This window comes from Corynebacterium sp. J010B-136, assembly GCF_002967075.1.
Classification (GTDB): Bacteria; Actinomycetota; Actinomycetes; order Mycobacteriales; family Mycobacteriaceae; genus Corynebacterium.
In genome coordinates this window covers 1-26,638 of the sequence record NZ_PUGE01000011.1, presented here as the reverse complement: position 1 = coordinate 26,638, position 26,638 = coordinate 1, and the positions used below count along the sequence as shown (strand labels likewise).

The window sequence follows — 26,638 nt, the reverse complement described above, 5'->3', positions numbered from 1 at the left end:
ACCTTGTGCTTTATTTGCCCTCATCGCTATCTGGTTCTTGCTCGCCAGCCTTTTCTGCTGCTGCTTGCTCTTTGAGCTTTTGCAGAAAAGCTTCCGGATCGAACTCGGTGTTGTAGTCCTCCGGCAATGATTGCTCTTGGCCCATGGGATACTCCTATACCTCGGTGGACTCAATGGAACTGGTGATGAAGTCTTTGACCGCACCAACATCATTAGGCAAGTCGGTAACAAAGCGGTCGGCGTCCATGATGTGCGCAAAACGCTCTGGTGTCTGCGGCACCTCACCGATGGCTTCTTCGATGGTTTCTGCAAACTTCACCGGCAGTGCAGTTTCCAGAACAATGATTGGCGTTTCAATATTGTGCTCTGCCTGGGTATCGAGGGCTGCTTTCACACCATCCGCGGTGTGTGGATCCACCAGGTAGTTGTAGCGCTCCTGCACGTCCTTGATGGTGGACAAACGATCCGCGTGCACAGAGGTAGCAGACACGAAGCCGAATTCCTCGCGTGCTTTTTCAATCAGATCGGCATCAAGCACGAATCCGCCTTCTTTGACCTTGGTGCCAAAGAGATCTGCGACCTTCTCCGCGTCGCGGCCGACGAGGTCGAATACGAAACGCTCAAAGTTCGAGGCACGGGAGATATCCATCGATGGCGAAGACGTCGCCAAGGTTTCTTCTGCTGGGCGTGGGCGGTAGTTGCCCGTGCGGAAGAATTCATCGAGCACGTTGTTTTCATTGGTTGCCACAATCAGACGGTCAATAGGCAGCCCCATCTGGCGTGCAATGTGGCCTGCGCAGATATCGCCGAAGTTACCGGTTGGAACGGAGAAGGACACCTTCTGCTCATTAGACTCGGTGACCTTTAGCCAGCAGTTGATGTAGTAGACGATCTGCGCCATCAAACGTGCCCAGTTAATGGAGTTGACCGCACCAATGCGGTGCTCAGCCTTAAACTGCGCATCGGAAGATACGGCCTTGACCACGTCCTGGCAGTCATCAAAGACACCGTCGAGAGCAATGTTGAAAATATTAGGGTCATCCAGACCAAACATCTGCGCCTGCTGGAAAGCAGTCATGCGCCCGGCTGGGGTCAACATGAATACGCGAATCCCCTTGCGTCCACGCATGGCGTACTCCGCCGAAGAACCGGTATCACCAGAGGTTGCGCCCAAGATATTCAAAGTAGCTTCACGGCGTGCGAGCTCATATTCAAACAGCTCACCGAGAAGCTGCATCGCCATATCTTTAAACGCTGCGGTAGGCCCTTCCGAAAGGTGACCAATCAGCAAGGAATCACCGAGATCGGTAACAGGAACAATCTCCTGCGAGCTAAATTTCGGGTGTGTATAAGCCCGAGCAGCAATCGCTTCGATGTCCTTTGCCGGAATATCATCAATGAAAAGCTTCAGTACCTCAGCAGCTAGCTTGCCGTAGCCAGCTTCATCATCGCTTGTAACCAACTCGCGCCAAGATTTCAGGGTCTTGGCATCAAGTTGCGGGTACTCGGTGGGTAGGTACAGGCCTCCGTCAGGGGCCAATCCGCCGAGCAGGATATCAGTAAACTTCGCTGGGGTCGCTGTATTATCGCGCGTTGAAATGTAGTCCACGTTCCTTACCTTACTTACTCGGAGTACACTTACCACACGTGTCTACCCCTGAATTTGAGAAAGATCCCCGCCCCAACCCTCGTGAAGTAGTAACCACTAAAGCTTTAACCGTTTGGATTGCCGCGCTAACTGTGTATGTTGGCGCTATTTTTGGCCGTACATCCTTCGGTGTTGCAGGTGTTGAAGCTATTGAGCGTTTCGATGTCGACGCCTCCCGCATCGCAGTCTTTGCCTCAATTCAGATTGGTACTTATGCGCTCGCCCAAGTTCCGACAGGAATATTAATCGACCGCTTCGGCCCGCGCAGGCTGCTAGTTATCGGCGCCGTCATCATGGGCATGGGCCAGCTTATCCTCGGTCTGACTACCTCTTATGGTGTTGCCATCGGCGCGCGTGTGCTCATCGGTGCCGGTGACGCAACTGCCTTCCTGTCGGTTATGCGGCTGTTGCCATTTTGGTTCCCGCTGCACCGTACCCCGATGTTTACGGCCGTAACAGCAGCCTTTGGCCAGCTGGGCCAATTCTTATCTGCCGTGCCATTTTTGTGGCTACTGCACGCTACCGGCTGGACCATTGCCTTTGTTTCTTTGGGTTCTGTGGTCATTCTTATTGCCATCGTGGCTGCAATTTCGGTGGCAGACTCGCCTGAATCTGCCGGCGTATATTCCGAACCAGCTGTAGAAAAGGACGAGCCTGCACTGTCCATCGGCCAGCGCATGAAGCTGGCTTTAAGCTCACGCGCGACGTGGCAAGGCTTTTTCATTCACTACGCCGGCCTGCACGCCAACCTCGTCTTCATCATGATGTGGGGCGTGCCGATGATGACCGAAGCCATGGGCTTTTCGTCCGCCCAAGCCGGCATGGTCTTAACCATTAACTCTATTGCGATGATCATCGTCAGCCCATTCCACGGCCGTTTGTCTTCGCTCACTGGCCGGCACCGCGATATCTCCGCGTTTGTGCTTTCCTTGCTGCATCTTCTGGCATGGCTGTGGTTCTTTTCCTCGCCAAGCCCACGCGGGCTCGCCGTTATCATCGCGATGATGATTCTGATGGCACTGTCGTCGCCATCCTCGAACTATGGTTTCGACCAGATTCGCGAAACCTTGGACCGCAATGTCGTGGCAACAGCCACCGGTCTTGCCAATATGGGTGGGTTTACCGCCGGCATGATTGCCGCGCAGATCTTCGGCATCATGCTGGATAAGCACTCCGGCGGCACTGCTTTTGTGTGGGGGGATTTCCGCTACGCCGCGCTAGCTGTGCTTGTTGTGTGGACGATCGGTCTCCTCGGTATCTTGGTAACGCGCGGCGGCACTCGCCCCCGGAAGATCCGGATGGAGACTGTCACCGAAGACTAAGTCCAACGCTGCGCGCGGGTTGGTGAAAAATTCCTTCGTCGCGCGCACTGCTTCAGTTTCTTCCCACGTGGGATAGCCGACGTGGTCCTCCCCGATTTCAATGATTTGAGCCTGGCGCGCTCCCAGCAAGATCGGTGAATGGGTGGCAATAATAAATTGTCCACCGCGGGCTGCTGCTTGCTCAATCTCTGCGAGCAACGCCATCTGGCGAACGGCAGAAAGACCCGCTTCAGGCTCATCGAAAATATACATGCCTTTTCCATCGACGTGCTCGCCAAGTACATCAAAGATGGACTCACCATGCGAGCGCGAACTTAGATCCATCGCTGGATCCAAGTGGTTACGGCCTGCGGCTTCCTCTGGCTTGCTATCAATTGCGAGCATCTGCTGGTGTGTTTCTGAGCGCAGGTAGTACCCACGCAAAATAGGCTCATTCAGCTCGCAGCGCAGATACCAACTCAATGCTACTTCTGTACCCGTAGTCTTCGGTGCATCGGGATTTCCAAAGCGCCCGCCGATGACGCTAAAGCCCAGATTAAGAGCTACTGATTCTAAAAAGGTTGATTTTCCCGAACCATTATCGCCGGCAATCAAGGTCACTGGCTGGGTAAAGCGCATGCCACCGCGGCTTTTAATATGCTTAATCAGAGGCAGTTTCCACGCCCATGGCGAATCCACACGTTGACCAGAAGCATCAGCCGGAACTACCTGATCTAATTTCCACTGCAGATGCTGCGCCCCGCGTCTTTGCTCACGTTCTAGGGCACGCCGCACACCGGGGATAGTTGCTGCGGCATCAAAATAGGGAGACTGCTCCCACACCTCCTGCGGCGACTGGGGTGAAGATAAAAATTTCAGACTCCGCAGGATCATCAACCTAACTCTTTTCTATTGCGAACTTACTGGCTACTGCCGACACTACTTGAGGACATGGCATCGTCTATGTCCTCAGCGTCATCTTCTTCATCATCGCCGGTGATATTAACCGGTGCGCTGACTATCCCCGCTTCAAATGCCGTCATCACGCCATCGGCCTCAGTCGGGGTTAAGACTCCTTTGGTTACAGCCTGGTTGACCAATTCCATCAGATAGATCCGTGCTTGGTCATGGCTCATCCCCATCTCAAGGGCACCTTCCGGAGTGGCACCATTAGGCAGGCCCAGTGCTGCTGCAAGTTCGACCAAACGGTAGCCCGGATACTGTTGGGAGTTTTCTTGCTCAGTCTCGCCCGAATCAGCATCGGCAGCCGACTGCGTCCCCGCGATTGCCTCGCCGACCGTCACTGTGCCTTCTTCCGGATGGTTCGACGCGTAATAAGACATCATGGCAAAGAGAATTACGGAAATTACAATAACTCCACCCAGCCACAGCCATACCGCCTGCGTAACCATGTGACGGTTAGTGCGGCCGCTTTGCCCGCCGTCATTTCGCGGGCGTCTTGATGGGGCTGCGGAAGAAAAAGCCATCCTCGGTGCCGTCGTCCTTTTCCTAGAAATTTTGTCCCTAAAGACAAGATGTACAAAACGCCACTGGTGGCGCGAGGGTAAGTATACTCCCGCGCCACCAGCTTGTTCTAGGCCTGCGTGATACTCTCAGCTGCCTCTACGCCAACGCCGACTTAGCTTTCATTCTCATCATTGGTCTTGCCATCGCCAGGTTTTTCGTCACCTGGGTTGTCGTCACCTGGGTTGTCATCACCCGGATTGCTATCGCCGGGGTTGCTATCCCCTGGGTTGTACTCTCCATCATCGGCTCTGCGCGCCTGGTCTTCGATATCGTCTTCATCAAGGTAGTTAAAGCCTGAGAATTCCTCATCAGAGAAACCTTGACCTGGAAAATCACGGAAGCCCTTGAGCTTTTCTTCGGTGTCATGATCATCGCGCGCGGTACCTTCTGGATGATCGTCATCAGCACCAGGATTTGTAAAGCTGCCGTAGCCATTTACCGGCCCGCGTCCGCGCCTGCCGCCGCGACCTCCGCCATTTTCCGTGCGGCGATCAACTTGTTCGTTGATGAAATCTGAAAGCCCCCTAAAGAAGCCTTCGCCGGCATTACGCAGCTCGCTAAAGTCTCCTCCTGCTGCGGAACCAAAGGGATTCTTCTTGCCCCAGAAATCTTCAAACCGAGGCTCGTCGGTGTAAAAATCATCCTGAATTGGATCATCGCGGTGCTGCGCGCCACGGTCTTCCCCACGGAAATTGCCACGAAAGTCACCACGGTTTTTGCCGCGATAACCAAAATCACGGAAGTAGTCCTCAGCTAGTCCATAAAGAAAGTCCGCCGGCGGAAACTTGTTGGGATTCTTCCAATCGCTTTCATAGCGTTCGGGGTTGCTTCTCCGCGATGGTCCAAACGGCAGTTCATCTTTCAGATTGTCAATGAAATCATTGATGGCCGTTGATAGATCGAACGGCTTGGGGCCTCCTGAATGACGTCCATAGTCTGGTCCGACGCCTTCAAAGCCTCGTGAATCGTCGAAACTGAGGTCAAAACCTTCATCGTCGTCATCGTCGGTGTCATTATCGAAGAAGGCGAAGAAGGTTGGGTCGCTGGTATCAATATCCGGTGCAATAGGGTCCTCGATGATGACGCGCAGCACCTGTTGCTCATCATCGATTTCAATGGTGGTGGATTCATCTGCCCCGGCCGCACCCGCGGTGGATACCAAGGTGGCGAGGTCTTCAAAGGTGGCGTTGTTTAACTCGATGGAAATGATTAGTGCCATGGTGTTCGGTAATCCTTCCGCTGGGATTTCTCCGTAAATGAAACGGCTGCTCAAAATTGCAGTGCCGTTGGGTCAGTGCCGTTGGGTCAGTGCCGTTGTGTCTTTGTCTTCACTGCCCAGCTTAAGCACTCCCGCGACAACCCGAAAGGGCACAAGGCAAAGATCAGGGTTAAATCCGGGTATTTCTCAGGGGCGCATAGTCCCACAGACTCTGCGCCGAGGTTAACCACCTGCCGAAGCTAAACCTATAGATAGTTGCCCGCAAGACCTCAATTCTTGGGTAGTTGCCCGCAGGACCGAAGGTCCGAGGACAACTACCCGTGCTCGAGGGATTCCGCTTCGCCCCAAAAGACCTCGTCTACAACCCGGCGCGCATGGCGGGTGGCTTTGAGGTAGGCATCGAGGAAGTATTGGTTTTCATCGGGGTTCCAGCCAGCAGCACCAGCTACTTGCGCGAGTTGACGCCCAGGGGTGGGCAGCTGGTCGACGCGTTTGCCGCGCACAAGCACCAGCGCATTGCGCGCATCAGTCGCCATCAGCCAGGCCTCGCGCAGGCTTTCAACCTGTTCCGCCGGCAGCACCTGGGTTTCTTCAAGGGCGTCCAAGGTGCCCAGGGTCGACGGGTTGTGTAATTCGGGGTGCTCGTGAGCATGCATCATGGTGAGCAATTGCACGGTCCATTCCACATCGCTTAAGCCGCCGCGCCCCAGCTTGGTGTGGGTATTGCGGTCAGCACCGCGCGGCAGCCGCTCATTATCCACACGGGCTTTCATGCGGCGGATTTCACGAATGGTGGAGGCGGACACACCGTCTTCTGGGTAGCGGTACTTATCGATGACTTCCATAAACCGCTGCCCTACTTCCTCATCACCGGCAAAAAATGCGGCGCGCAATAGCGCCTGCATCTCCCAGGGCTCGCCCCACTTGCGGTAGTAGCGGTCAAAGCTTTCAATGGTGCGCACAATCGCACCGGAGCGACCTTCCGGACGCAAGCCCAAATCGACCTCCAAGGGTGGGTCACCGGAAGGCTTGGCAAGACGGGTTCGCATCTTATCGATGATCCCTATCGCCCATTTCAACGCTTCTGTTTCTTCAATGCCAGGGGCAGGCTCGGCTGCGACCATGACATCAGCATCGGAGCCAAAACCAAGTTCCATGCCGCCAAGACGCCCCATGCCGATTACGGCAATACGCGCGAGCGGGCGGGGCTTTCTCTCCTCACCTTTGGCTTCCAGCCGGCGGGTTTCTTCATGCATCCAACCGCGGATTTCCGCGCGCAAGGCAGCCTCTAGCACCGCGGCCCAAATGGTGGAAAGCTCCCGGCAGACTTGCTGAACGTCCAGGTAGCCCAGCAGATCGCCGGACGCAATGCGCCCTAATTCCACGCGCCGCAAAGAGCGCGCCACATGCACGGCCTTATCCGGATCGCGGTGGCGTTTTGCCGCATTAAGCAGCGCAGAAGATACTTGCTCAGGGGTAGTATCTAACAGCTTCGGACCATCGGAGCCATCCGAGAGCTGCTTGACCACCTCAGGGGCTGCAATGATCAAATCCGCGGTATAAGGCGAAGTTCCTAGAATACTCATCAGCCGCTTGCCGACGATGCCCTCATCCCGCAACATGCGCAAGAACCAGGTGCGGTCAAAGGCCGCATCAGACAGCTTGCGGTAATTCAAAAGGCCAGCATCGGGGTCGGCAGTCTCAGCGAGCCATTCCATCAGAGTCGGCAGCAAAATAGCCTGGATGCGAGCTTTGCGCGAGGTACCCGCAGCCAGTGCTGTTAGGTGCTCGAAGGCGCGGTCTGGTGCTTGGTAACCGAGCGCTGCCAGCTGTAGTTTCGCAGCTTGCGGGCTGAGTTTGAGCTCGGCTGGGCTCATCGAGACCACAGAATTTAGCAGTGGGCGGTAGAACAAGCGCGAGTGCAGCTCAGAGATTTGCAGGCGCACCGTTTTCAAGTACTTGTTCATCATCGTCGCCGCAGAATTCGCGCCTTGGGCCATAAACCCAGAGACACTCGCGAGCCACTCTAAAGTGTCTTCATCGTCATCGGCCGGCATGGTGTGCGTGCGCCGAAAACGCTCCAGCTGCAAACGGTGTTCTAGAAGGCGTAAGAATTCATAGGCCTCAATCAGCTGATTACCGTCATCGCGGCCGACATAGCCCGCGGCGATAAGTGCATCCAGGGCATCGACGGTGGCAAGCGTTCGCAAGGATTCATCAGACCTGCCGTGGACTAATTGCAATAACTGCACGGCAAATTCCACATCGCGCAATCCGCCAACACCGAGTTTGAGCTCCCGGGTCTTGAGCGAATCCGGCACGCTTTCGAGCACGCGTCGGCGCATAGCTTGGACATCTTCCACGAAAGATTCGCGTTTCGATGCCTCCCAGACCATCGGCCCAATAGCCTGTGCATAGGCATTACCCAGTGGCATAAAGCCGGTCTGCGGGCGAGCTTTGAGCTGGGCCTGGAATTCCCACGTCTCTGCCCAACGTGTGTAGTACTTAATATGCGAATCCAAGGTGCGTACCAGGGCCCCGGATTTTCCTTCGGGGCGCAAATTCGCATCCACTTCAAAAAAGCAGCTGGTACCAATCCGGTTAAATTCCGCCGCCACGCGCGTGGCCTTGCGCATCGCCTTTTGTCCGGCGTCATCTCCCATCTCAATGGGCTCCGCCACAAAGATGACATCGACATCAGAGATGTAATTTAATTCCTTCGCACCGCACTTGCCCATGGCGATAACGGCAAGCTGCATCGGCAATTTCTCCTCGCCACACACCATGCGCACGGCCAAAGCTAGAGCAGCAGTCAAAGCGGCATCAGCAAGCGCGGTAGTCAGCGCCGTGACCGTGCGGAACTCCACCGTCGGCTGACCTTCCGTTTGTCCCTTACGGGAGTAGAAACTGCCCGCCAGATCATGGGCAGCCAGGCGCATGATTAACGTGCGGTAAGTGGATTTCAACAGCGGGCGTGCTTCTGTCTCTTCCATCCCGGCGCGATACGTCCCCGGGGCCGAGAGATCCTCCCTCGCCGGATCGTTGACTGGAGCTGCTTCGCTCTCCTCGTCAACGTCCAGATAGCGAGCGGGTTGAGCCTGGATGACACCCAAGAGCTCCTGCATCATCTCGGTGGGCTCCGGCAGCGGCAACGCGAGTTTCTCCCACAAGTGTGGATTCGCTGCGAGGTGATCTCCTAAGGCGGTAGAGCCGCCTAAGAGCGCGATGAGGCGAACGCGCAACGCTTCGTCATCGATAAGCGCTTGCGTCAAGCGGTTTTTCTCTGCGTCTTCTAAGGCAGCGTAGATGCGCACCATGGTGTTTAATGCCAAGTCCGGATCCCCGGCGGAGGCAATGCACCACACCAGTGGCAAGGCTTCATCTGTATCCCATCCCAGATCTTGCAGATCTTGTGCGGCAGTTGGGCGCGAAAGCCCCAAGGTCGCGGGCGAAGGCAAATCGATGCGCATTAAAAGCTTGTCCTTTTAAAGATTGAGATTATTAGATAGTTCAAATTTGGTGATCTGCTTTTGATAGTTGTGCCACTCATCCCATTTCGTGCGCAGGAAGAATTCAAAGACATGCTCACCTAGCACTTCGGCGACAAAGTCCGAGCCTTCCAGCATGCGCAAACTGTGGTCTAACGAAGTAGGCAGATCCTTATACCCCATCGCGCGGCGTTCGCGGCGGGTTAGCGAATGCACATCGTCTTCAGCTGGATCGCCTAATTCATAGCCTTCGCGAATGCCTTTGAGCCCGGCTGCCAGCAGCACTGCGTAGCCCAAATAAGGGTTGACGCCCGCGTCAACGGAGCGAATTTCCACGCGGCGAGATTCTTCTTTGCCCAGGCGGTAGGTAGGAACCCGTACCATCGCCGAGCGGTTTGAGACTCCCCAGGTCGCAGCACCCGGGGCTTCGTTACCAAATTGCAGGCGCTTATAGGAATTCGACCACTGATTGGTAATCGCCGTAAATTCCGGGGCGTGCTCCAAAATGCCGGCGATAAATTGCTTGGCGGTTTCAGACAAAGAAAATTCATCATCTGGATCGTGGAAGGCATTGGATTCACCTTCAAATAGCGACAAGTGGGTGTGCATGCCGGAACCAGACCACTGTTCAAAAGGCTTGGGCATAAAGGTCGCGCTTACACCTTGACGGACTGCTACCTGCTTGATGATGTAGCGGAAGGTCATGATGTTGTCGGCCATGGTCATGACATCGGCATGGCGCAGGTCGATTTCTTGTTGCCCGGGTGCTGTTTCATGGTGCGAGAACTCTGTCGCAATCCCCATCGATTCCAGTGCCAAGATTGCTTCCCGCCGAAACAGCGGCACATCATTATAGGTGGCCTGGTCAAAGTAGCCGCCGTTATCAGTGGGCTGCAAATCTTCAATGTCGATGGTCTGCTTGAGAAGGAAGAACTCAATCTCCGGTGATGCCATGCACGTAAAACCATCGCCTGCCGCGGCCTGGACTTGCCGGCGCAAAATATGGCGCGGGTCAATCAAGGAAGGCTGGCCATCCGGCATGACCACATCACAAAACATCCGGGCTGCCTGCATATCCGGTACTTCTTGTTCAAAGGGCAAGACCTGGAAAGTCGACGGATCTGGCATCGCGATATTGTCCGATTCCGAAATCCGCGAGAAGCCCTCAATGGACGAGCCGTCAAAGCCCACGCCTTCATCGAAAGCTGATTCCAGCTCAGATGGGCTCATTACCACTGATTTCAATCCGCCCATGAGATCTGTAAACCACAATCGAACGAAGCGAATATCGCGTTCTTCAACGGTGCGCAGGACGAATTCGTGTTGGCTACTCATGGTTTTGACCTTAGTAGAAACTACCCACCCGAGGTGACGTAAAACCCCGAAAGCGTTTCGTGAACCTTTAAAGAATGTGCGCAGTCTAAATAGATTGACCCAACGTTTTAAAAGTAAAGGAATTTTACTATGAACCGCCTGCACCATTTAGACCCGCATTTAGTACGCGCCTTAATCCACGACATCACTACCGTTGCCCAACGTGGCTGGATGCCACTGGACTTACAGCACGTTTTAGGCCCTGCGGCAGCGGCCGTGTTAGAAAAAGCAGCACCCCAAATCCCCGCGCGCATTGGAATTGGAAAAATCCGCCATGCCTGGCTTAGTTACCGTCCCAGCGACTATGACTTATCTTTATCCACTACGTTAAAACCACGCACGATTCACGCGTGGATCGATAAGCTTTACCGGCTACCTTTTCTGCGTGATGCTGAGGTGGTCTCCTCCGCCGAGCCGCAATTTAGCGACCCGAAGCAAAAGAAAATGCATGACAAAATTCAGGGCTTATTAGCGAAGGCCGAGTCCACCCAATTTGAAGATGAAGCAGATGCGCTCATTGCGAAGGCGCAGAATCTGCGTCAGCAGTATCGCATTGACCAAGTATTAGATGAGCTAGAAAATTCCGCCGAAGAAGTCGTCGCTGTGCGCGTGCGTATTGCTGCGCCGTGGGTCAAACACCAAATGTCGCTGCTGTCATCAGTAGCTTGTGCCAATGGCGGAACAGCCGTGCTGCTATCAGATCTAGGTATTTGCACGGTCATGGCGACCCGCGATGATGCTGAGCACATCGTCGATCTTTTCTCTTCGCTTAATCGCCAGCGGGCCTGGTTTATGACCAACTCTGAAGGCGCCAAGCTTGCCACCGAAGATGGCCAAACTGCTTCCTATCGGCGCAGCTTCATGTTGGCCTATGCCGGCAAGATTCATGAGTTGCTGCATGAGGCCAACATTGCCGCTGCACAACAACACCAGGAAAGTACTAATAACAGCACTTCGGATGAGCAGGAAAATTCTGATAAGCGCCAATATGAAATCACCTCACGGGCACTTCCTGCGCTGGCGCGCCGCCAAACCAATGCAGAAGAAGCCCTCCAAGACCTCTTCCCTAATCTGTCAAGTATGAATCTCTCGATGAACCACATGCGCGGCATTATCGATGGGGTCGATGCCGCAGAGCGCTCGCACCTTGGCGGTGATAAATCTGGCATTCGCACCGGCCGCAATCAGCTTGCTTCCTAAGCTTTCGCTGCAGCTTTCTTCGCCCAGCCAGCTGGGATGAGACACGGTAAGGTTGGTAAAAGAAAGCACGTCTATTACAACAGCGCATTTAAAGCAGAGGGTGGGTCAATGTCCGCACAGCCAGGAAAGACGGAAAAGTCAGCTAAGTCAGTTTCGAAATTTCTAGAAGTTGAAGCGAAATTTTCCGTCTCGCAGGACTTACCCACCCCAGTGTTGACCGACCTTCCAGGTATTGCGGATATCGGCACCACGCGCTCGGAGTCTTTGTCTGCCATTTACTACGACACCAAGGACTTGCGTTTAACGCGCGCCAAGATCACGCTGCGCCGGCGCACCGGCGGGCATGATGACGGCTGGCACATTAAACTGCCTAGCTCTGCTGGTCGCACGGAACTTCATCACGAGCTGGGTGAGGCAGTTGATGGTGTTTATACCGTGCCGGCACAGCTTCTCACCCATGTGCGCAGCATCATCCGCAATCATCCAGTCGAGCCTATTGCGCAAGTCGATAACCAACGCACCGAACAGGTCTTAGTGGACGCGTCTGGTGTTGCCCGCGCAGAGTTTTGTGATGACCATGTCACCGCATTTTCTTTTCTTCCTGGTGGTCAGCAAACCTCCTGGCGTGAGTGGGAAATTGAATTGGCTGGCGATCTTCCTGGTTCAGAGGAAGGTACCTCTTTCATCCGCACTGCGACCAAGCAATTTATTGCCGCCGGCGCACGGGTCTCCGCATCACCTTCCAAACTCGCCTCGGCTTTGGGCGATTCTGTTAATAACGCTCCCCTGCCCCCATCGCTTTTGAAACCCGACGTGGATAAAAAGTCCCCGGCTGCAGCAGTAGTCAAAGCACTTGCTGCAAATCGTGACAAGCTGGTGGCCTATGACCCGAAGGTGCGCGCCGATGAGTGGGATTCCATCCACCAAATGCGCGTGGCCACTCGGGAGCTGCGCAGCCACATGGAAACTTTCCACGGTGTCATTAGCGGCGAAAAGATTGCGCACATTGAAGCCGAATTGAAGTTACTCGCTAGCATCCTTGGTCTTGCACGTGATGCGGAAGTTGTTGACCAGCGCTGGCAGTCGCTTCTTGCCGCTGAAGATTCCGATACTTTAGATGAAAACACCCGCAACCACATCGCCAACGATATGGGCCGCGAGTACACCCGCGCACACCGCAAGGCAGTAGCCGCCCTTGATTCCGAGCGCTACTTGGAATTGCTCGACTCCCTCGATGATCTTTTAGCGCACCCTCCTCTTGAAACGGCTGCGCCTGAATCTGAACAAGGTTCGGATTCTTCCTTGGCTGATGCCGCCTCCGAAGACACCGACGCAGTGGTTCTTTCAACTCCCGAGGCCCCCGAGAGTTCCGAGGCCCTCGAGAACCTCGAGGCCGATGGTGCGCTCGAAGGTGACGAGGATAAGGCAGCTGAAGAGCTAAGCGAACAGCCGCAGAAGTCTGAGAAGGAAGAAAAGGCTGAGGCCAAAGCAGCGGCTAAAAAGGCTGCCAAGGAGATGGAGCGGGTCTTAGCTGCGCACTTGGATGAGGCGTACCAGAAACTGCTCAAGCGCCATAAGAAGGCAGCTAAGAATTGGCATAATGATGAGCTGTCGCTGCATGAGCGCGAAGAGTACTACCACGACATGCGCAAGGCCGCGAAGAAACTGCGTTATGCCGCAGAGGCAGCAGGTGCAGCCACGAAGCTGAAAACCAAGGGGCTTTATGCTGCCTGTAAGAAGATGCAGTCAGTGCTTGGAGATTTCCAGGATTCTGTAACTTCGCGTGACAAACTACTGCATCTGGCGCAAGCCGCACGTCGTCGCGGCGAGGATACCTTTGGCTACGGCCTGTTGTATCAGCGTGAGCGCGCAATTGGCTTGGAAGCCTTAGAAGATTATGAGGCTTGCATCAAAGACATCAAGCAAGCCTTCAAACCTCTAAAGAAGCAGATGGAAAAGTAAACTCTTCGCTACTTCTTCCAGGATGGGGCTTCGCCCCAGTCATCATCTTCGTCGTCTTCATTATCAGCTGCCTTATTGCGGGCAGCTGCAATTTCGAGCGCGGAGCGGGCTTCTGATTCAGAATCATAAGGGCCCATGCGGTTTTCCCATCCGGCTTGCTTGCCTTGAGAGACCTCACCGGTGGATGGGTCAAAGTACCATTGGCTAACTTCTGCGGCCATGAGCATCTCCTTCTCAATTAACTATCGGTCGTTATCTTTGTTGGAAAAGCCACCAGATGGCTTATGCTTTCCCACACTACCGCCGCGGTATTTATCGCGCCCGCTAAACTATTAAGGTAATTAGCTCGACCCAGTAATTTTTCTACCCCACATGCAAGGAGCTCGATCAGCATGCCGATGTGGCCCGCACCCACTTCTTTAGCTTCCACGCGCGCGCAGGAAGCACACACCGCACACGCAGGACATACTGCGCAGGCGGTTGCTAGCGCCCCGGGCACATGGTCAATTGCAGGTGAGCACGCGGGGCACTTCGGTGGCATCGTCGTCATGGGAATCTCAGAGCTGCGCGCCGCAGCCGCGGTGTCCCCTCGCACCGATGGCAAAGTTCAAGTGCGTCTCATTGAGACCACTCCAGAAGGTGAAAAGCACACCGATGACGCTATCGAGCTAGATGAGCTGGCCAAGCGCTTTGCCCAACAACAGCCAGGTATCGATGAGCAAGGCCGCCCGACGGTTCCGCCACTGCCCCAGGGTGGATTGGCCGCGCGCATCGGCGGGGTTATTTGGACCATGATTAACCGTCAGTTGCTCTCGCGTGAAACCGCTGGCGCTGATGTGACGATTGTCAGCGATATTCCGCGTGATGCCGGCATGGGTGCACTCTCAGCTGCCGATGTCGCAGTCGCCTTAGCAATGCTTCCAGACAACACCGAGCTGGATCCGCCTACGCGTGCGCGGATCGCGGAAGTCTGCACGCAGGCTGTTGATACTTTCTCCTCATTGCCTTCCTTGCCAGCGCGTCATACCGCAGCATTGCGCACCGAAGAAGGTTCGGTCAGCATCATTGATTACGCCGATCATTCGGTCACTAAAGCTGCTGCACCTATCTCTGGGGCCCAGCGTGCTTTTGTGCTTTTCCCAGCGGGTGCGGATGTTCCTGACCAGGCCGCAGGCATTGCGCAGCGCCGCCAGTTTGTCGATGATGCCAGCCACGCTTTTGGTACCGAATCTTTGCGTCTGTTGCCCGATGCCCCAGAGCGGGTATTGGACTGGCTTAACGCTGTGCACAAGGTTCATGGGTCCAAAGGCCAGCCCACTATTGCCGAAGCATCCGGATGGCTGCGCTTTTATGAAGCAGAAACCACCCGCACCCACCAGGTCGCACGTGCGTTGCGCTCAGGTGCGTGGAGTGAGCTCGGCACTATCTTGGCGCTCTCGCAGCAGGATCTGCGCACCTACTATGGTCTCGATAACGCCGATGCACTGAGTGAATTAGCCATTGCCCGGCGCGCGCTCTCAGCACGCGCCGGGTCAGCTGGCACCTCCAATGCCGTATTAACTTTTGTCCCAAGTGAGCGCGCGGAGAATTTCGCCGCTGATTTTGCTGCCGATGGGCTTATCGTGGTTCCCGTTGTCCACGGCACCGAAGCCCTTGTTGAATTCCTTTCTAAATAATAGGATTAGGCATAGGCTAGCTGCGCCTAATCCGCAGGCCACGCGAATTTCACCTCGCGGGCATCGGGGTCGGCGGTAATCAGTGACACGTGGACGCTGTGGCCCTCGGGCGGGGCGCCCACGACATCGGCAAGCACTGGCGGCTGGGTGAGAAACACGGACGCCTTGTTCTTTTCCTTATCCGCGCTAAGCACCACGGCTTCGAAGTTGTGCCCGACCCAGGGTTGCAGGACGCGGGCTTCCAGCCAGTTCAGCACGGCCTTTTCTACCTGCGATGCTAGCTGCGAGCTTCGCCGCATCGAGGAAATAACTTCGTCGGCTTTGTCTTCTGCCCACTGTGGAATCTCTTCACCAGCGCATAGCGCGAGACACACCTCAGAGCCGAAGCGGTCTACCAATCGGCGCAGTGGCGCGGTGACGTGGGCGTAGTAGCCGCCGATGCCCGCATGGATTTCCGCTTCCCCATCGCCAAGCCACACATAATCAGCCCCGCGCAGCAACCTTTGTGCAAGGCGCATCGCCGCCATACCGCGGGGTTCGTCGGCATTAATCGAGAGCAAAAATTCCGTGATGCTGTGCTCGCCAATGTCGTAGCCTAATGCTGCAATACCGCGGCGAAACTCCTCCTCCGCTTCCGGTGTAGCCGCAGGCAGGGTACGCAAGAAACCAACACCATGTTCAGCCATGAGCTGGCCCGCGCACATGCCCGTAAGCAGTGAGATCTCAGAGTTATAGTCCATGATTTCATGGCGAGGCTCAATGATTAATTCGTATTGGCCATCATCGTTAAGCTCAACGCTTTGCGATGGCAACCGCAAGGAAATCGCGTGCCTGCGCAGTGAGGATGCCTGGCGTAATTTGCCCACCTCCGGCAGCAAGGCAATCGACGAATGCAGCTGACCTTCCATTAAATCTTGGTGGGCCTGCTCATAATCTAGGCGCGCACGCGAGCGCACCAGCGCGCGTTCTGCATGAAAAGTTTCTACTTCACCGGCTGCATCGAGGTGAAAAGTCCACATCACTGCGGGACGGTCAACACCAGGAAGCAATGACGCTTCCCCTTCTGAAAGCTCTGGTGGATGCAGGCGTGCTGGCTCCCCGGGCAGATAAATCGTTTGGCCACGCTGTAAAGACTCACGCTCAATGACTCCGCCCGGTTCCACGAACGCGGCAACATCCGCGATGGCGTAGTAGACGATATAGCCTGCCCCACTCGCTGGTTTATCAATAAAGACGGCCTGGTCTAGGTCCATCGAACCTTTTGGATCAATGGTCACCAGCGGTATATCGCGCATATCTTTACGCAGCGCAGAGAACCTATCGTGCGCATGCGCCGCTGCATCAGTAACACTGTTGTCAAAGGCCAGAGGGATTTTAAACTCATGGGCGATGGAGCTTAAATCGAGGTGCGCAGCATATAACTTCATGCTGTCCCATTGTTCCAGAATTTTCTACTTTCGCGGGGCAAAAGTAAAAAGGGAAAGAGAAGAAAAAGAATGAGCCAGCCTATAAGCCGGATTCTGTACTGTCTCAAGCTCAAAGCCTCAGACAGCGGTGAACATCCATCTGGACGCATCGTTGCCAATGCGCCTCAAGCGGCTACCTTCAGGTTCGAGCGAGCAGCTCTCAAACACCTGATCAGGCCCGCCAATAACGGGCCATGATGCCTTGCTTTCAGTGGGGTTTACCCAGCCGCCCCAATCACTTGGGACGCTGGTGCGCTCTTACCGCACCGTTTCACCCTTACCGCGCTTGCGCGTGGCGGTCTACTTTCTGTTGCACTTGCCCGCAGGTCACCCTGGGTTGCTGTTAGCAATCACCGTGCTCTATAAAGTCCGGACTTTCCTCGGCGCTCGCCTGTCCTGGCCTGCAGGACGGTTCGATTGCCGCGTTCACCCGGCCGACTCATTCGAGAAATTATTCTAGCGCACCCAAGTGCCCAATATCATTTACGCAGCGTACAAGGGATCCCTCGGGCCAAAATTCCACATCGCTAATCGATGCCAACCCCAAAAACACCTTCTCAAACACCGCCGCGTTGCCGTCGAGAGCCTGGCGGATAAAGGATTTAATCGGATTGACGTGGGTAACCACCAGCACGGTCTTACCGGGATAGCGCTTTTGTAATTGCTTGCGCACTTGGCGCACCCGCCGGTGCAGCTGCTGCAAGGATTCGCCATCAGGGCACTCAACGGAACTATCGTTCATCCATTCTTGCAACCGACGCCCGTCGTGCTTATCCACCGCGTGGAATGATTCACCTTCCCACTGCCCAAAGTCCAGCTCAATGAGGTCATCGATAGTTTCAATCTCATCAATACCCAATGCTTGCGCCGCTGCCTTAGCAGTCTGCTGGCAACGCGCCAGTGGGGATGCGACGATGGCATCGAATTTGATGCCCCGATTAGCCAGTGCTTGTGCTGCAGCAAGGGCTTGCTTTTGCCCGTGTTCGGTCAATTCCACATCCGTGTGACCGGAGTATTGCTTGTTGACGCTCATCTGCGTTTGCCCATGGCGCAACAGCACAAAGCGGGTGATATCTCCGCGGTCCCCCATCCAATCATTCGGATCCAGCGTCGAGGGCTTTGTCGGGGTCTCTTCCGAGACCCCCTCCGCAGCCGATTTCACACCATTCTCTACCGAAGTCCCCTCGGCAGCAGACTCAGCAACCTCCGCCGCAGGCTCCGTGTCAGGCGCCGACTCTGTCTCCGCGCGCACGATACCGACGGGGTGGCCAGCAGCGCAGGCATCCATGGCGTCATTGGACAACTTATCGGCGACAGAGTTTTTGGCACGCGCTACCCAGGCAAGGGAGAAGGAATCAAACGAGTTGATGACCTTCTTCGCCTCAAGCGCCAGCTTTTGCATATCGGGATGTTTAATTTTCCAGCGGCCATTGATTTGTTCCACCACGAGTTTGGAGTCCATGTAAAACTCCACTTCGGTGGCTCCCAGTTCTGCTGCGCGTTCAACCCCGCGCAGTAGACCGTAGTACTCGGCAACATTATTGGTGGACTTTTTGCCCACGACGTAAACGATCTCATCGAGGATCGTCGAACCGTCAGCTGCATAGATAACGGTGCCGGAACCGGCAACGCCGGGGTTGCCGCGGGAGCCGCCGTCGGCGTAGATAATGACCTTCACTAAATTCAATCCTTTAATATTTTTACTGGCGCCGCATGCCGCACCAAAAGTGCGACGAGGTGCCTTTAGGCAGGTCGTACCAAATAGGAACCACAGTCAGAGCACTGCGGCATCTCATTTTTAGGCGCATTCAAAATGGCAGCGCGCTCAGCTGGTGGCAGCACCATCGAGCAGGAACCACAGGTCTTTTCCGCCTTGAACGTTTCAACACCAACGCCATTTTCCAGGCGCTGGCGTTCAAACTCAGCCAAGACATCGTCATCTAGCTGCGCGCGCAACTCGGCGATTTCGCCATCAATATCGCGCTCAGGTTCAGCAGGGACAGCTTCCTGTGCCGCTTCCAAGGCACGGCGCGCGGTTTCTACCTTGCGGGCAGCTTCATCCACGCGTGCGCCATGCACGTCGCGGTTATTGCGCAGGGCGTGGATTTCGTTGTGAGCTTCTTGTAGTTCGCTCATCAAATCCGCGATGCGGGACTTAGCTGCATAACGGTCATGTTCTAATTCGCGGCGCACATCAGGATCGGTAGCAGCAGACAGCTGTGCTTTGTCGTCGCGTTCGCGCTTACGCAGCTTGCGCTCATCAGACTGGATGCGCAGGATGTCATTTTCCACATCATCGACAGCCATCTGTGCCGCCGCAGCAGCATCAAGTGCACGCTTGTGCTCAGTTTCAGCCTTTTCTAAATCAGCCTTTTCCGCCAATTCGGGTGCCTGCGCGCCAACGGCGTTAAGACGCATCGTGCGTGAGAGATCTAACAGCACCTGCTGCTTTTTCGGTTCCAGTTTCATCATGGTCTCCTTCAAATCCTTGTTTAGTTAATATCCGGCTCTGTGCCTGCGCAGTAAGTACGGCACACTGCGTTATCGCACGTACGAGAACTACGCGCCGTCCGGGTGCGCTGAAATAGTCCAGGGGTCAGTTCGCAGTGAAATAATCTCGCATTCCACTTTAGCGCCTGCGGCAACTACTTCCGAAGCCTGCTGCGTCCAAGGAAATTCGCTCGCCCAGTGCGCGGTATCAATAACCGCTGGACCGCCCGCTCGCAGGTGTTCATCAACCGGATGGTGGCGTAAATCCGAAGTGACATACACGTCCACGCCCAAAGCCCGCGCGTTGTCTAGGAAGCTATCCCCCGAGCCTGAAGACACGGCCACGCGTTTGACCATGCGCTCTGGGTCACCGGCAGCGCGCACTCCCCAGGCGGTTTCAGGAAGAGCATTGGCTACTTGTTGGGTAAATTCACGCAGCGTCATTGGCTCCTCTAGCTCGCCAATCCGTCCCAGCCCAAATGCCGTGTCCAGGTCAGCGGTCGGAGCCATCTCCACGACATCAAAAGCTGGTTCTTCATAAGGGTGTGCGCTTCGCAGCTTGTCGATGATCCGCGCCCGCACACTCGACGGCGCCACAAATTCCACGCGCATCTCACTTCCGATGTGGGTCTCACCGACCGAGCCGGTGTGTGGATCCGCGCCTTCACCTGGTGTGAATTGACCTTGGCCTTCCCACTGGAACGCACACTCAGAGTAATCGCCGATAGCACCGGCCCCAGCAGCAAAGACGGCGGCCTTGACGTCCTCGAGTGCGTCGACTGGTACGTGCATGCCCCACTTATCGATGATCTTCGGATCTTTTGGCACGATTGGACGACCCGGAGTGATGCCAACGAGTTCGGCTAACTTGTCATTGACGCCAGGGCGTGCCGAATCGGCATTAGTGTGCGCTGCAAATAATGCGACCCCACCGCGAATAAGTGTATGAATCACTTTGCCCTTGGGCGTATCCGCGGCAACTGATTCCACCCCACGCAGCAATAGTGGGTGGTGGATAACCAACATGTCGGCGCCGATTTCCACCGCGCGCTCCGCGACAGCCTGGGTGCAATCTAGTGCAAAGGCAACTTTGCGCACCTCGGCTGCGGGATCACCACAAATCAAGCCCACCGCATCCCATTTTTCTGCCAGATATGGCGGGTAGGCGGTTTCAAGGATCTGACGAATATCTGCCACGGTAATCGCATTGGAGGTAAGTGAGCTCATAGTCTCCTATCCTATATGTCACTTCCAATTGCTTCTTTCGCAGCAATGCTGGTAAACACAGCCTTATGTCCCCTGCTTTTAAATCATCATCCTCTCAGCCTTCAAATCCTTTGCATATTTGTTTTGTCTGCACCGGCAATATCTGCCGCTCTCCTATGGCAGAAGTCATCGTGCATGACGCACTAGAGGCCGCGGGTCTTGCACAAGCCGCCCACACTTCTTCCTGCGGATTGGGCGGATGGCATGTTGGCGAAAAAGCAGATGAGCGCACCATTGCTGAATTGCGCCAGTCCGGCCACGACGGCGACCGCCACCGCGCCGAGAAATTAGGCCCAGTGCACCGCACTGCGGATATCTTCATCGCGATGGATGATGGCCACGTCGATGGACTATTGGCCGAAGGCATTTCCCCAGAGCGTATTCGCATGATGCGCTCTTTTGATCCGCAGTCGCCAGAAGGAGCAAATGTAGACGATCCGTATTACGGATCACAGGCAGATTTTGCCCGTACGCGACAGGAAATCGAAGAGGCCGTTCCCGGTCTTATCGAGTGGGTTAAAGACCACCTCAACAGCTAGACTAGGGGCATTATGCGCGAACAGGTAAAAAAGAAGAACTCTGGGTGGCTCGGTGCGTTTCGGCCGAGTTGGATTCTTCTAACTCTTTTTGTCATTGCCTTTACTTATGTCTCGATTACGATTCTCTCGCCGTGGCAGCTGCATAAAGACGATGACATCGTCGAGCGCAACCACCAACTAGAAGCTGCCTTTGAAGCAGACCCGGTGGATTACAAAGAAGCTATTAACCCCGATGGTTCGCTCGACGCTGACAAAGAGTGGACGCGCGTAGTTCTTACTGGTCAGTACCTCAATGACTATGAGACCTTGTTGCGCATGCGCCCTGTCAGCTCTGGCCCGTCTTATCAATCCTTGGTGCCTTTTGAGACCACTGACGGCGACATTATTTTAATCAACCGCGGGTGGATTCCCGCTGGTGAAGCCAACGCAGTACCAAAGGATCTGGAGTCTGCTCCCACCGGCGAAGTTCAGCTCAATGGCTTTGCCCGCATAGGCGAGGCAGTCCACACGAACGCGCCCATTGAGCGCGATGGCTACACCCAGGTCTATTCCATCAATGCCGAGACCATCATGGATGTCACTGGCGTCGAAGACTTGAGCTCGGCATTTGTGCAGCTTTCCGATGACCAACCAGGCGGACTGAATACCATTCCACTGCCGTCAATGGATCGCGGAAACCACCTGTCTTATGGCTATCAATGGATTGCCTTTGGCATCCTCGCCCCCATTGGCTTGGGCTGGTTTGTCTATTCTGAAATCCGCGAGCGTCGCCGCGCCGAGAAAGAACAAGCAGAGCTCGAAGCCCTCGGCACATCGGACTCCCCCGAACCCGATGCCACCGATGTCGCCACTGAGGATTCCTCCGACGAAACCACTGAAAGCACAGCCGGCGCTGTCTCCCAAGTTGTTGTTGAAGAGGAAGAACCGGAACGTACGTCCGAGGAACCAGTGGTAGAAAACCACACCACTGCCGCCTCGCGGCGCCGGCGCGCACGTTATGGTGACGCGCACCCCGACCACTACGCCAAGTTCAACAAGCGTTCCCAAGACCGCGCGTAACGTCCTCGCTTCGCTGCGGGAGTTACACGAAAGAACGTGCAGCCTAGGAAATCCTGGCTGCACGTTCTTTGTTATTTATCCCTAACCATGGAGTACTTCTAGTACTGCGGCGCCGGTGGGATTAGCTCGTCTCATCAAGCATATTCAGTATTAGGTTTGCGGTTTAAGTTCTCAGAATTTAGCGTCCCAAACATAATCTTGCTGCCTTACCCACTCTCCATTTTTTACCCCCGCTAAAACCGGATAAAACACATAACCTTAAGGAAGCAATCAAGAAACGGCCAGCATATTGCCAGCAACTACACACTTTTTGCGACAGCTTGCATCTTATTCAGTTTTTAGAAGCGATGCAGGCGGGTGGGAGAGGCTTTATAACAAGTTGTAGAAACATGACACGTCATTTACATTATTCTCTTGAATCCACCTATCCCTACGAGAATTAAGAAAAGAGTCGCATGACCTTCCCTAATTCCCCTTACCAAGGCGACGCAAGTCAGCCTGGAAACGGTCAATTTCAGCAAAATCAGTATCAACAGCAACAACCAAACGGCTTTGCCGCCCCACAGCAGCCTCAGAAGAAAAAGGGTGGATGCATGAAGTGGGGCGCCATCATCGTTGGTGTGCTCGTTGTACTGGGAATCATCATCAATATCGCTGGCGGCGACTCTGAAGACGCAGATTCTGCTTCTTCTTCCAGCAACTCCGAAGGTGCTGGTGTAGCAGCAGCCGATGCAGACACTAACGAAGATGCTGCAGCAGAAGCAGACACTGAAGAAGCAGACGCTGAAGAAGGCGAAGCTCAGTCGCCTGAGCTAGCTCCGGGCCAGACCTACACCACTTCCAAGGGTCTCGACATCACCATCAACAGTGTTACCACTACTTCCGATGTATTCGGCACCAGCTACGTTGCTGCAGAGGTCACCTACCTCAACAATGGCGATGATGAGGCGTCATTCGGTACTACTGACTGGACCATCCAGACCCCAGCTGGCGTAGTCTCCGACGCCTCTTGGGCCGGAATTGACGGTCAACTGGACAGTGGAAAACTGACACCAGGCGGTACCGTAACCGGTACGGTGTTCTTCGAGGGAACTGATCCAGGTGAATACCGCATCGTGTGGGAGCCAATGTTCTCCTTCAGCAGCGATACTGCGACTTGGATTGCCAATATCTAAGTAATGTCTAACGCAAAGAACGTGCGCTTCCTGATTTATTCAGGGAGCGCACGTTCTTCTCATTTGTCTTTGGGTCGAATTAGTACTGCGGCGCCGGTGGGATCGGTGCTCCTTGTGGCGGCGCGATCTTTGGGTATTTCACTGAGGCAGCTGTCAGACCGGCAGATACTGCCTTTGATGCTTGGCCGTCGGATGCAGCTGTCGGATCCCCTGCCGCTTCGGCAGCGCCCGCTGGGTCATCGCGCCAGGGGGTGGGGTCCCAGTCGCCATCGACAAGCTTGCGCTGCGTCCACCAGCCCAAAGCGAGTACTGCAAGACCTACGATGGCGCACAGAATAAGACCTAATGCGCCGGTAAGCTGCGCGGACCAGCCGATGAGGATGCCGAACCAGCCGAAGTCGGCGTCACCGAAGGTGGTATTCGCATCGCCGAAGGTGCCGAGTACCCCAAGTAGGAAGGCCGGCAAGATGGTGATGATAAGTCCGTTGGCAAAAGCGCCCAACATCGCGCCGCGGCGACCGCCGGTGGAGTTGCCGTAGACACCTGCTGCACCACCGGTGAAGAAGTGCGGAACAAGGCCAGGCAGAATAAGCGCAACTCCGAACATCGGATTGAGCCACACGGCCAAAAGAGCCAGGCCGGTAAGACCACCAATGAACGAAGAAATAAAGCCGATAAGCACTGCGTTCTGAGCGTATGGGAACACGATTGGGGCATCGAGAGCAGGAATAGCACCGGGCACAACCTTGGCGGCAATGCCCTGGAATGCTGGGACTAGCTCACCCAGGATGGTGCGCACACCAAAGAGGATAACGGCAACGGCCACACCAAACTGCAGACCCTGGGTAACGGACTGCATGATGAAGTTGCCCACGTTTGTGGCACCGCCCTCAAAAGCTTGGAAGGCTTCTTCTTTGCCTGCGCGGGCCAAAAATAGCAGCGCCAAAATGATGTACATAATCGCCATCGATAGCGCGGTAGAAACCATCGAGTCACGCAAAAAGCGCAGGCCCTCAGGCAGTTTCAGGTCTTCGGTCGAGGGGCTTTGCTTCGCTTTGTCTTTGCCGCCGACGACCTTGCCGGTGGCGGCAGCGGCGACGTAGCCCAGGGTGCCAAAGTGGCCAATGGCAATGGAATCATTGCCGGTAATTCGGCGGGTCCAGGGGTGTGCGATGGCCGGAAGTGCAACCATTAAAATGCCCAGCAAAATGGCACCGACGATGATAACCACCCAAGTGCTATAGCCCGTGGTGGCCAAAATGATGGTCAACATCGTAGCCATAAATAGCACGTGGTGACCGGTGAGGAATACATAGCTGAGCGGGGTAAAGCGTGCGAGCAGCAATGAGACCGCGAAGCCCAAAATCATCAGCCAAGCAACCTGGCTGCCGTATTCAGCTTGGGCGATACCGGCGATGGCTTCGTTGGTCGGAACCACGCCACGCATGCCGGTGGCGCCTTCAATCATGACGCCTAAAGGTTCCAAAGACGCGGTGACAAGCCCGGCACCGGCGCCGATAAGTAAAAAGCCCAGGGTGGCTTTGATCGCGCTGCCGAGTACTTGGCCAATGCCTTTGCCCATGGCGGCCATACCAATTGCGGTAATAATACCGATGAGGAAGGCAGGCACGGCGAGGATTTCATTGACCAGAAATTGCGCGATGGCAAGAACTACATCCATTGTCGTTTCTTTCTGTTAGTTACTTAAACCGCATACAGCTCGCGCAGAGCGGCGTCGATTTCGCTTAAAGAGGTGAAGTCTTTAATCACCCATACCGGAACGCCGACATCGCCCAAGGTGGCGGCGATTTCCCCGGAGGTCAAGATGAAGTCGGCTTCTTTCGCGCGGCCTTTCGCCGAGATGGTGTCGGTGGCTTCGACGTTGATGAGTTTCGCCCAGCCCCAATCGTTTAAGACTTCGTCCAGGGAGTTTTTCAAAAACAGCGAGGTGCCCAGCCCATTGCCGCATACGGTGAGCACTTTGCCTTTTGATTCGACAGTTGCGATCTGCGGTGCATCGCTCAGAGATGCACTGCTTGCCGATGCAGTCGGTTTCGACGCTGCTCCCGTTCCTTCTAGTACCTCCCGGAGTTCATCGGCAGTAGCGACAGTGTCTAGCTTGGCGCGGGTATCTTTCTTGCCCAAAAGCTTCGCTAGCTCTTTCATGGATTGGGTGTGCGCCTTATCGTCTTGCGCAGCGAGTGCGACGACAAGGTTGACTGGGTCATTAGTGCCGTGGCCAAAAGCGACCGGGGTTTCCAAGCGCACCCAGGAAATGGCAGTGCGCTTCACAGCCTCCGACGGACGAGCATGCGCAAAGGCAAAGCCAGGGGCTACCACGATGTATGGGCCGTTGACTTCGAGGGACTCGATCATGTCCTGAGTGTAGGCAGGGTTAATCGCCCCGCTGCTTTCTAGAAGATTTCCGGCTATGGTGATGGCGTCACGCCAATTAGCCGCGCGGGCGTGTAAATCAATCGATTCATCACCCAGTAGAGCATTTAACTGTGACATGAACAGTCCTTCCTATAAATACAGTTACTCCCAGCATAAACTTACGCTTTCCGCAGCCCTATGTAATGTGATTAATCCCCTTCACGATTGATAGGTTAAGCAATCGTTATAAATCTCGCCGCTTCGGTGACGCATCATCAGACTAGGCTGATAGTAAATAGCCGTCCCCTGTCCGACTGTCCCCGCCTCGGAGGTTTAAACGTCAGCCCATACAAGTTACGCGGTCATCGATTTTGAGACCACGGGCTTAAGCTCCTCCGACCGCGTCGTGGAAATCGGTGTGGTGCTTTTAGATCATAAGTTCCAGGTGGAAAAGACGTGGGACACCCTTGTTAATCCTGAGTGCGCTATTGCCAATTCTTTCGTCCACAAGCTCACGGATGCGGATGTTGCGCAAGCTCCTACTTTTGCAGATATCGCCAACACGGTTGCGTCGCTTTTGGCAGGTCGGACGATGGTGGCGCACGATGCTTCTTTTGAGCAGCGTTTTTACGCCAGGAATTCGCGCGCCTTGGGGTGGTCTGGCCGGCATATGGCGATTGGATTATTGATACCCAAGAACTCAGCACGCAGGTTTTGGGCAAGTCCAAGTTTCAGGAAGCTTTAGACGCTGCCGGCATCATTAATTTCCGTCCGCATTCCGCGCTTTCCGATGCCGGGCGTGACCCCTGAAAAGTAGACAGGTTGGGGGCGGTTATGCTGCCTTAGATAGTGTATCGGATTGCGCTTCGAAG

The 26,638-nt window shown here is 55.1% G+C and carries 22 protein-coding genes, 1 other RNA gene and 1 pseudogene; 9 read left to right on the top strand and 15 right to left on the bottom strand.

Going from position 1 to position 26,638, the window contains the following annotated elements; translation table 11 throughout:
- Positions 1 to 10 precede the first annotated feature (10 nt).
- Both C5Y44_RS12885 and thrC read right to left on the bottom strand, forming a co-directional pair.
- A complete protein-coding gene (locus tag C5Y44_RS12885) occupies positions 11 to 145 on the bottom strand; it encodes a cell division protein (protein ID WP_066838079.1) in 135 nt (44 codons plus the stop codon).
- Between the two features lie 9 nt (positions 146 to 154).
- The gene (gene thrC / locus C5Y44_RS12880; RefSeq protein ID WP_105325300.1) at positions 155 to 1,609 is read right to left on the bottom strand and encodes a threonine synthase; all 1,455 of its coding nucleotides are present in this window, start codon (positions 1,607 to 1,609) and stop codon (positions 155 to 157) included.
- Positions 1,610 to 1,647: 38 nt separating this feature from the next.
- Here thrC and C5Y44_RS12875 point away from each other — a divergent pair, with 38 nt between their 5' ends.
- Positions 1,648 to 2,970 (top strand): nitrate/nitrite transporter, encoded by a 1,323-nt coding sequence (locus tag C5Y44_RS12875; protein ID WP_105325299.1) that lies wholly within the window; start codon positions 1,648 to 1,650, stop codon positions 2,968 to 2,970.
- Here the strand turns inward: C5Y44_RS12875 and C5Y44_RS12870 are convergent.
- The 5 genes from C5Y44_RS12870 to C5Y44_RS12850 form a co-directional block, all read right to left on the bottom strand.
- Positions 2,866 to 3,843, bottom strand: coding sequence for an AAA family ATPase (locus tag C5Y44_RS12870; protein WP_105325298.1), 978 nt, complete (start codon positions 3,841 to 3,843; stop codon positions 2,866 to 2,868). The genes C5Y44_RS12875 and C5Y44_RS12870 overlap by 105 nt on opposite strands.
- Before the next feature lie 26 nt (positions 3,844 to 3,869).
- Positions 3,870 to 4,436 (bottom strand): hypothetical protein, encoded by a 567-nt coding sequence (locus tag C5Y44_RS12865; RefSeq protein WP_105325297.1) that lies wholly within the window; start codon positions 4,434 to 4,436, stop codon positions 3,870 to 3,872.
- A gap of 152 nt (positions 4,437 to 4,588) precedes the next feature.
- Positions 4,589 to 5,695: a hypothetical protein gene (locus C5Y44_RS13535; RefSeq protein WP_233189987.1), complete on the bottom strand. Its 1,107-nt coding sequence runs from the start codon at positions 5,693 to 5,695 to the stop codon at positions 4,589 to 4,591.
- A 314-nt stretch (positions 5,696 to 6,009) separates the two neighbouring features.
- Positions 6,010 to 9,165 carry a bifunctional [glutamine synthetase] adenylyltransferase/[glutamine synthetase]-adenylyl-L-tyrosine phosphorylase gene (locus C5Y44_RS12855; RefSeq protein WP_105325296.1) on the bottom strand — a complete coding sequence of 1,052 codons (3,156 nt, stop codon included), beginning with the start codon at positions 9,163 to 9,165 and terminating at the stop codon, positions 6,010 to 6,012.
- 15 nt (positions 9,166 to 9,180) lie between these two features.
- Positions 9,181 to 10,518 (bottom strand): glutamine synthetase family protein, encoded by a 1,338-nt coding sequence (locus C5Y44_RS12850; protein ID WP_105325295.1) that lies wholly within the window; start codon positions 10,516 to 10,518, stop codon positions 9,181 to 9,183.
- Between the two features lie 129 nt (positions 10,519 to 10,647).
- On the opposite strand from C5Y44_RS12850, the gene C5Y44_RS12845 reads away from it, so the two are divergent.
- Together C5Y44_RS12845 and C5Y44_RS12840 are read left to right on the top strand one after the other, a co-directional pair.
- Entirely contained in the window at positions 10,648 to 11,757 is a 1,110-nt protein-coding gene (locus tag C5Y44_RS12845; protein WP_105325294.1) for a DUF2786 domain-containing protein, read from the top strand.
- 108 nt (positions 11,758 to 11,865) lie between these two features.
- Positions 11,866 to 13,719: a CYTH and CHAD domain-containing protein gene (locus C5Y44_RS12840; RefSeq protein ID WP_105325293.1), complete on the top strand. Its 1,854-nt coding sequence runs from the start codon at positions 11,866 to 11,868 to the stop codon at positions 13,717 to 13,719.
- A gap of 8 nt (positions 13,720 to 13,727) precedes the next feature.
- Here the strand turns inward: C5Y44_RS12840 and C5Y44_RS12835 are convergent, their stop codons facing one another.
- The gene (locus C5Y44_RS12835) at positions 13,728 to 13,940 is read right to left on the bottom strand and encodes a hypothetical protein (protein WP_105325292.1); all 213 of its coding nucleotides are present in this window, start codon (positions 13,938 to 13,940) and stop codon (positions 13,728 to 13,730) included.
- 171 nt (positions 13,941 to 14,111) lie between these two features.
- Here C5Y44_RS12835 and C5Y44_RS12830 point away from each other — a divergent pair, with 171 nt between their 5' ends.
- Entirely contained in the window at positions 14,112 to 15,395 is a 1,284-nt protein-coding gene (locus tag C5Y44_RS12830) for a galactokinase family protein (protein ID WP_105325291.1), read from the top strand.
- A gap of 26 nt (positions 15,396 to 15,421) precedes the next feature.
- On the opposite strand, the gene C5Y44_RS12825 is transcribed toward C5Y44_RS12830, so the two are convergent.
- The 5 genes from C5Y44_RS12825 to C5Y44_RS12805 all read right to left on the bottom strand — a co-directional run bounded on the left by C5Y44_RS12825 (position 15,422) and on the right by C5Y44_RS12805 (position 20,578).
- On the bottom strand, positions 15,422 to 16,822 hold the full coding sequence (locus tag C5Y44_RS12825) for an RNB domain-containing ribonuclease (protein WP_105325290.1): 1,401 nt from the start codon (positions 16,820 to 16,822) through the stop codon (positions 15,422 to 15,424).
- Positions 16,823 to 16,888: 66 nt separating this feature from the next.
- Positions 16,889 to 17,303, bottom strand: an RNA gene (gene rnpB / locus C5Y44_RS12820) — RNase P RNA component class A.
- A 9-nt stretch (positions 17,304 to 17,312) separates the two neighbouring features.
- Positions 17,313 to 18,539, bottom strand: coding sequence for a bifunctional RNase H/acid phosphatase (locus C5Y44_RS12815; RefSeq protein ID WP_105325289.1), 1,227 nt, complete (start codon positions 18,537 to 18,539; stop codon positions 17,313 to 17,315).
- Positions 18,540 to 18,604: 65 nt separating this feature from the next.
- A complete protein-coding gene (locus tag C5Y44_RS12810) occupies positions 18,605 to 19,330 on the bottom strand; it encodes a zinc ribbon domain-containing protein (protein WP_105325288.1) in 726 nt (241 codons plus the stop codon).
- 90 nt (positions 19,331 to 19,420) lie between these two features.
- Positions 19,421 to 20,578 carry a Nif3-like dinuclear metal center hexameric protein gene (locus C5Y44_RS12805; RefSeq protein ID WP_105325287.1) on the bottom strand — a complete coding sequence of 386 codons (1,158 nt, stop codon included), beginning with the start codon at positions 20,576 to 20,578 and terminating at the stop codon, positions 19,421 to 19,423.
- Positions 20,579 to 20,643: 65 nt separating this feature from the next.
- Between C5Y44_RS12805 and C5Y44_RS12800 the strand changes: the two genes are divergently transcribed.
- The 3 genes from C5Y44_RS12800 (at position 20,644) to C5Y44_RS12790 (ending at position 23,390) form a co-directional block, all read left to right on the top strand.
- Positions 20,644 to 21,156: a low molecular weight protein-tyrosine-phosphatase gene (locus tag C5Y44_RS12800; RefSeq protein ID WP_105325286.1), complete on the top strand. Its 513-nt coding sequence runs from the start codon at positions 20,644 to 20,646 to the stop codon at positions 21,154 to 21,156.
- A 12-nt stretch (positions 21,157 to 21,168) separates the two neighbouring features.
- Positions 21,169 to 22,215, top strand: a complete 1,047-nt coding sequence (locus tag C5Y44_RS12795; RefSeq protein WP_105325285.1) for an SURF1 family protein — start codon at positions 21,169 to 21,171, stop codon at positions 22,213 to 22,215.
- A 455-nt stretch (positions 22,216 to 22,670) separates the two neighbouring features.
- Positions 22,671 to 23,390, top strand: a complete 720-nt coding sequence (locus tag C5Y44_RS12790) for a DUF4352 domain-containing protein (protein ID WP_105325284.1) — start codon at positions 22,671 to 22,673, stop codon at positions 23,388 to 23,390.
- A gap of 79 nt (positions 23,391 to 23,469) precedes the next feature.
- Here C5Y44_RS12790 and C5Y44_RS12785 read toward each other — a convergent pair whose 3' ends face one another.
- Both C5Y44_RS12785 and C5Y44_RS12780 read right to left on the bottom strand, forming a co-directional pair.
- Positions 23,470 to 25,071: a PTS ascorbate transporter subunit IIC gene (locus C5Y44_RS12785; RefSeq protein WP_105325283.1), complete on the bottom strand. Its 1,602-nt coding sequence runs from the start codon at positions 25,069 to 25,071 to the stop codon at positions 23,470 to 23,472.
- A 23-nt stretch (positions 25,072 to 25,094) separates the two neighbouring features.
- On the bottom strand, positions 25,095 to 25,904 hold the full coding sequence (locus C5Y44_RS12780; RefSeq protein WP_105325282.1) for a PTS sugar transporter subunit IIA: 810 nt from the start codon (positions 25,902 to 25,904) through the stop codon (positions 25,095 to 25,097).
- Positions 25,905 to 26,172: 268 nt separating this feature from the next.
- Between C5Y44_RS12780 and C5Y44_RS13530 the strand changes: the two are divergent.
- Together C5Y44_RS13530 and C5Y44_RS13525 are read left to right on the top strand one after the other, a co-directional pair.
- Positions 26,173 to 26,334: pseudogene (locus tag C5Y44_RS13530) on the top strand (hypothetical protein); the annotation flags it as partial.
- Positions 26,335 to 26,420: 86 nt separating this feature from the next.
- Positions 26,421 to 26,576 (top strand): hypothetical protein, encoded by a 156-nt coding sequence (locus C5Y44_RS13525; RefSeq protein WP_233189989.1) that lies wholly within the window; start codon positions 26,421 to 26,423, stop codon positions 26,574 to 26,576.
- Positions 26,577 to 26,638: the final 62 nt, after the last annotated feature.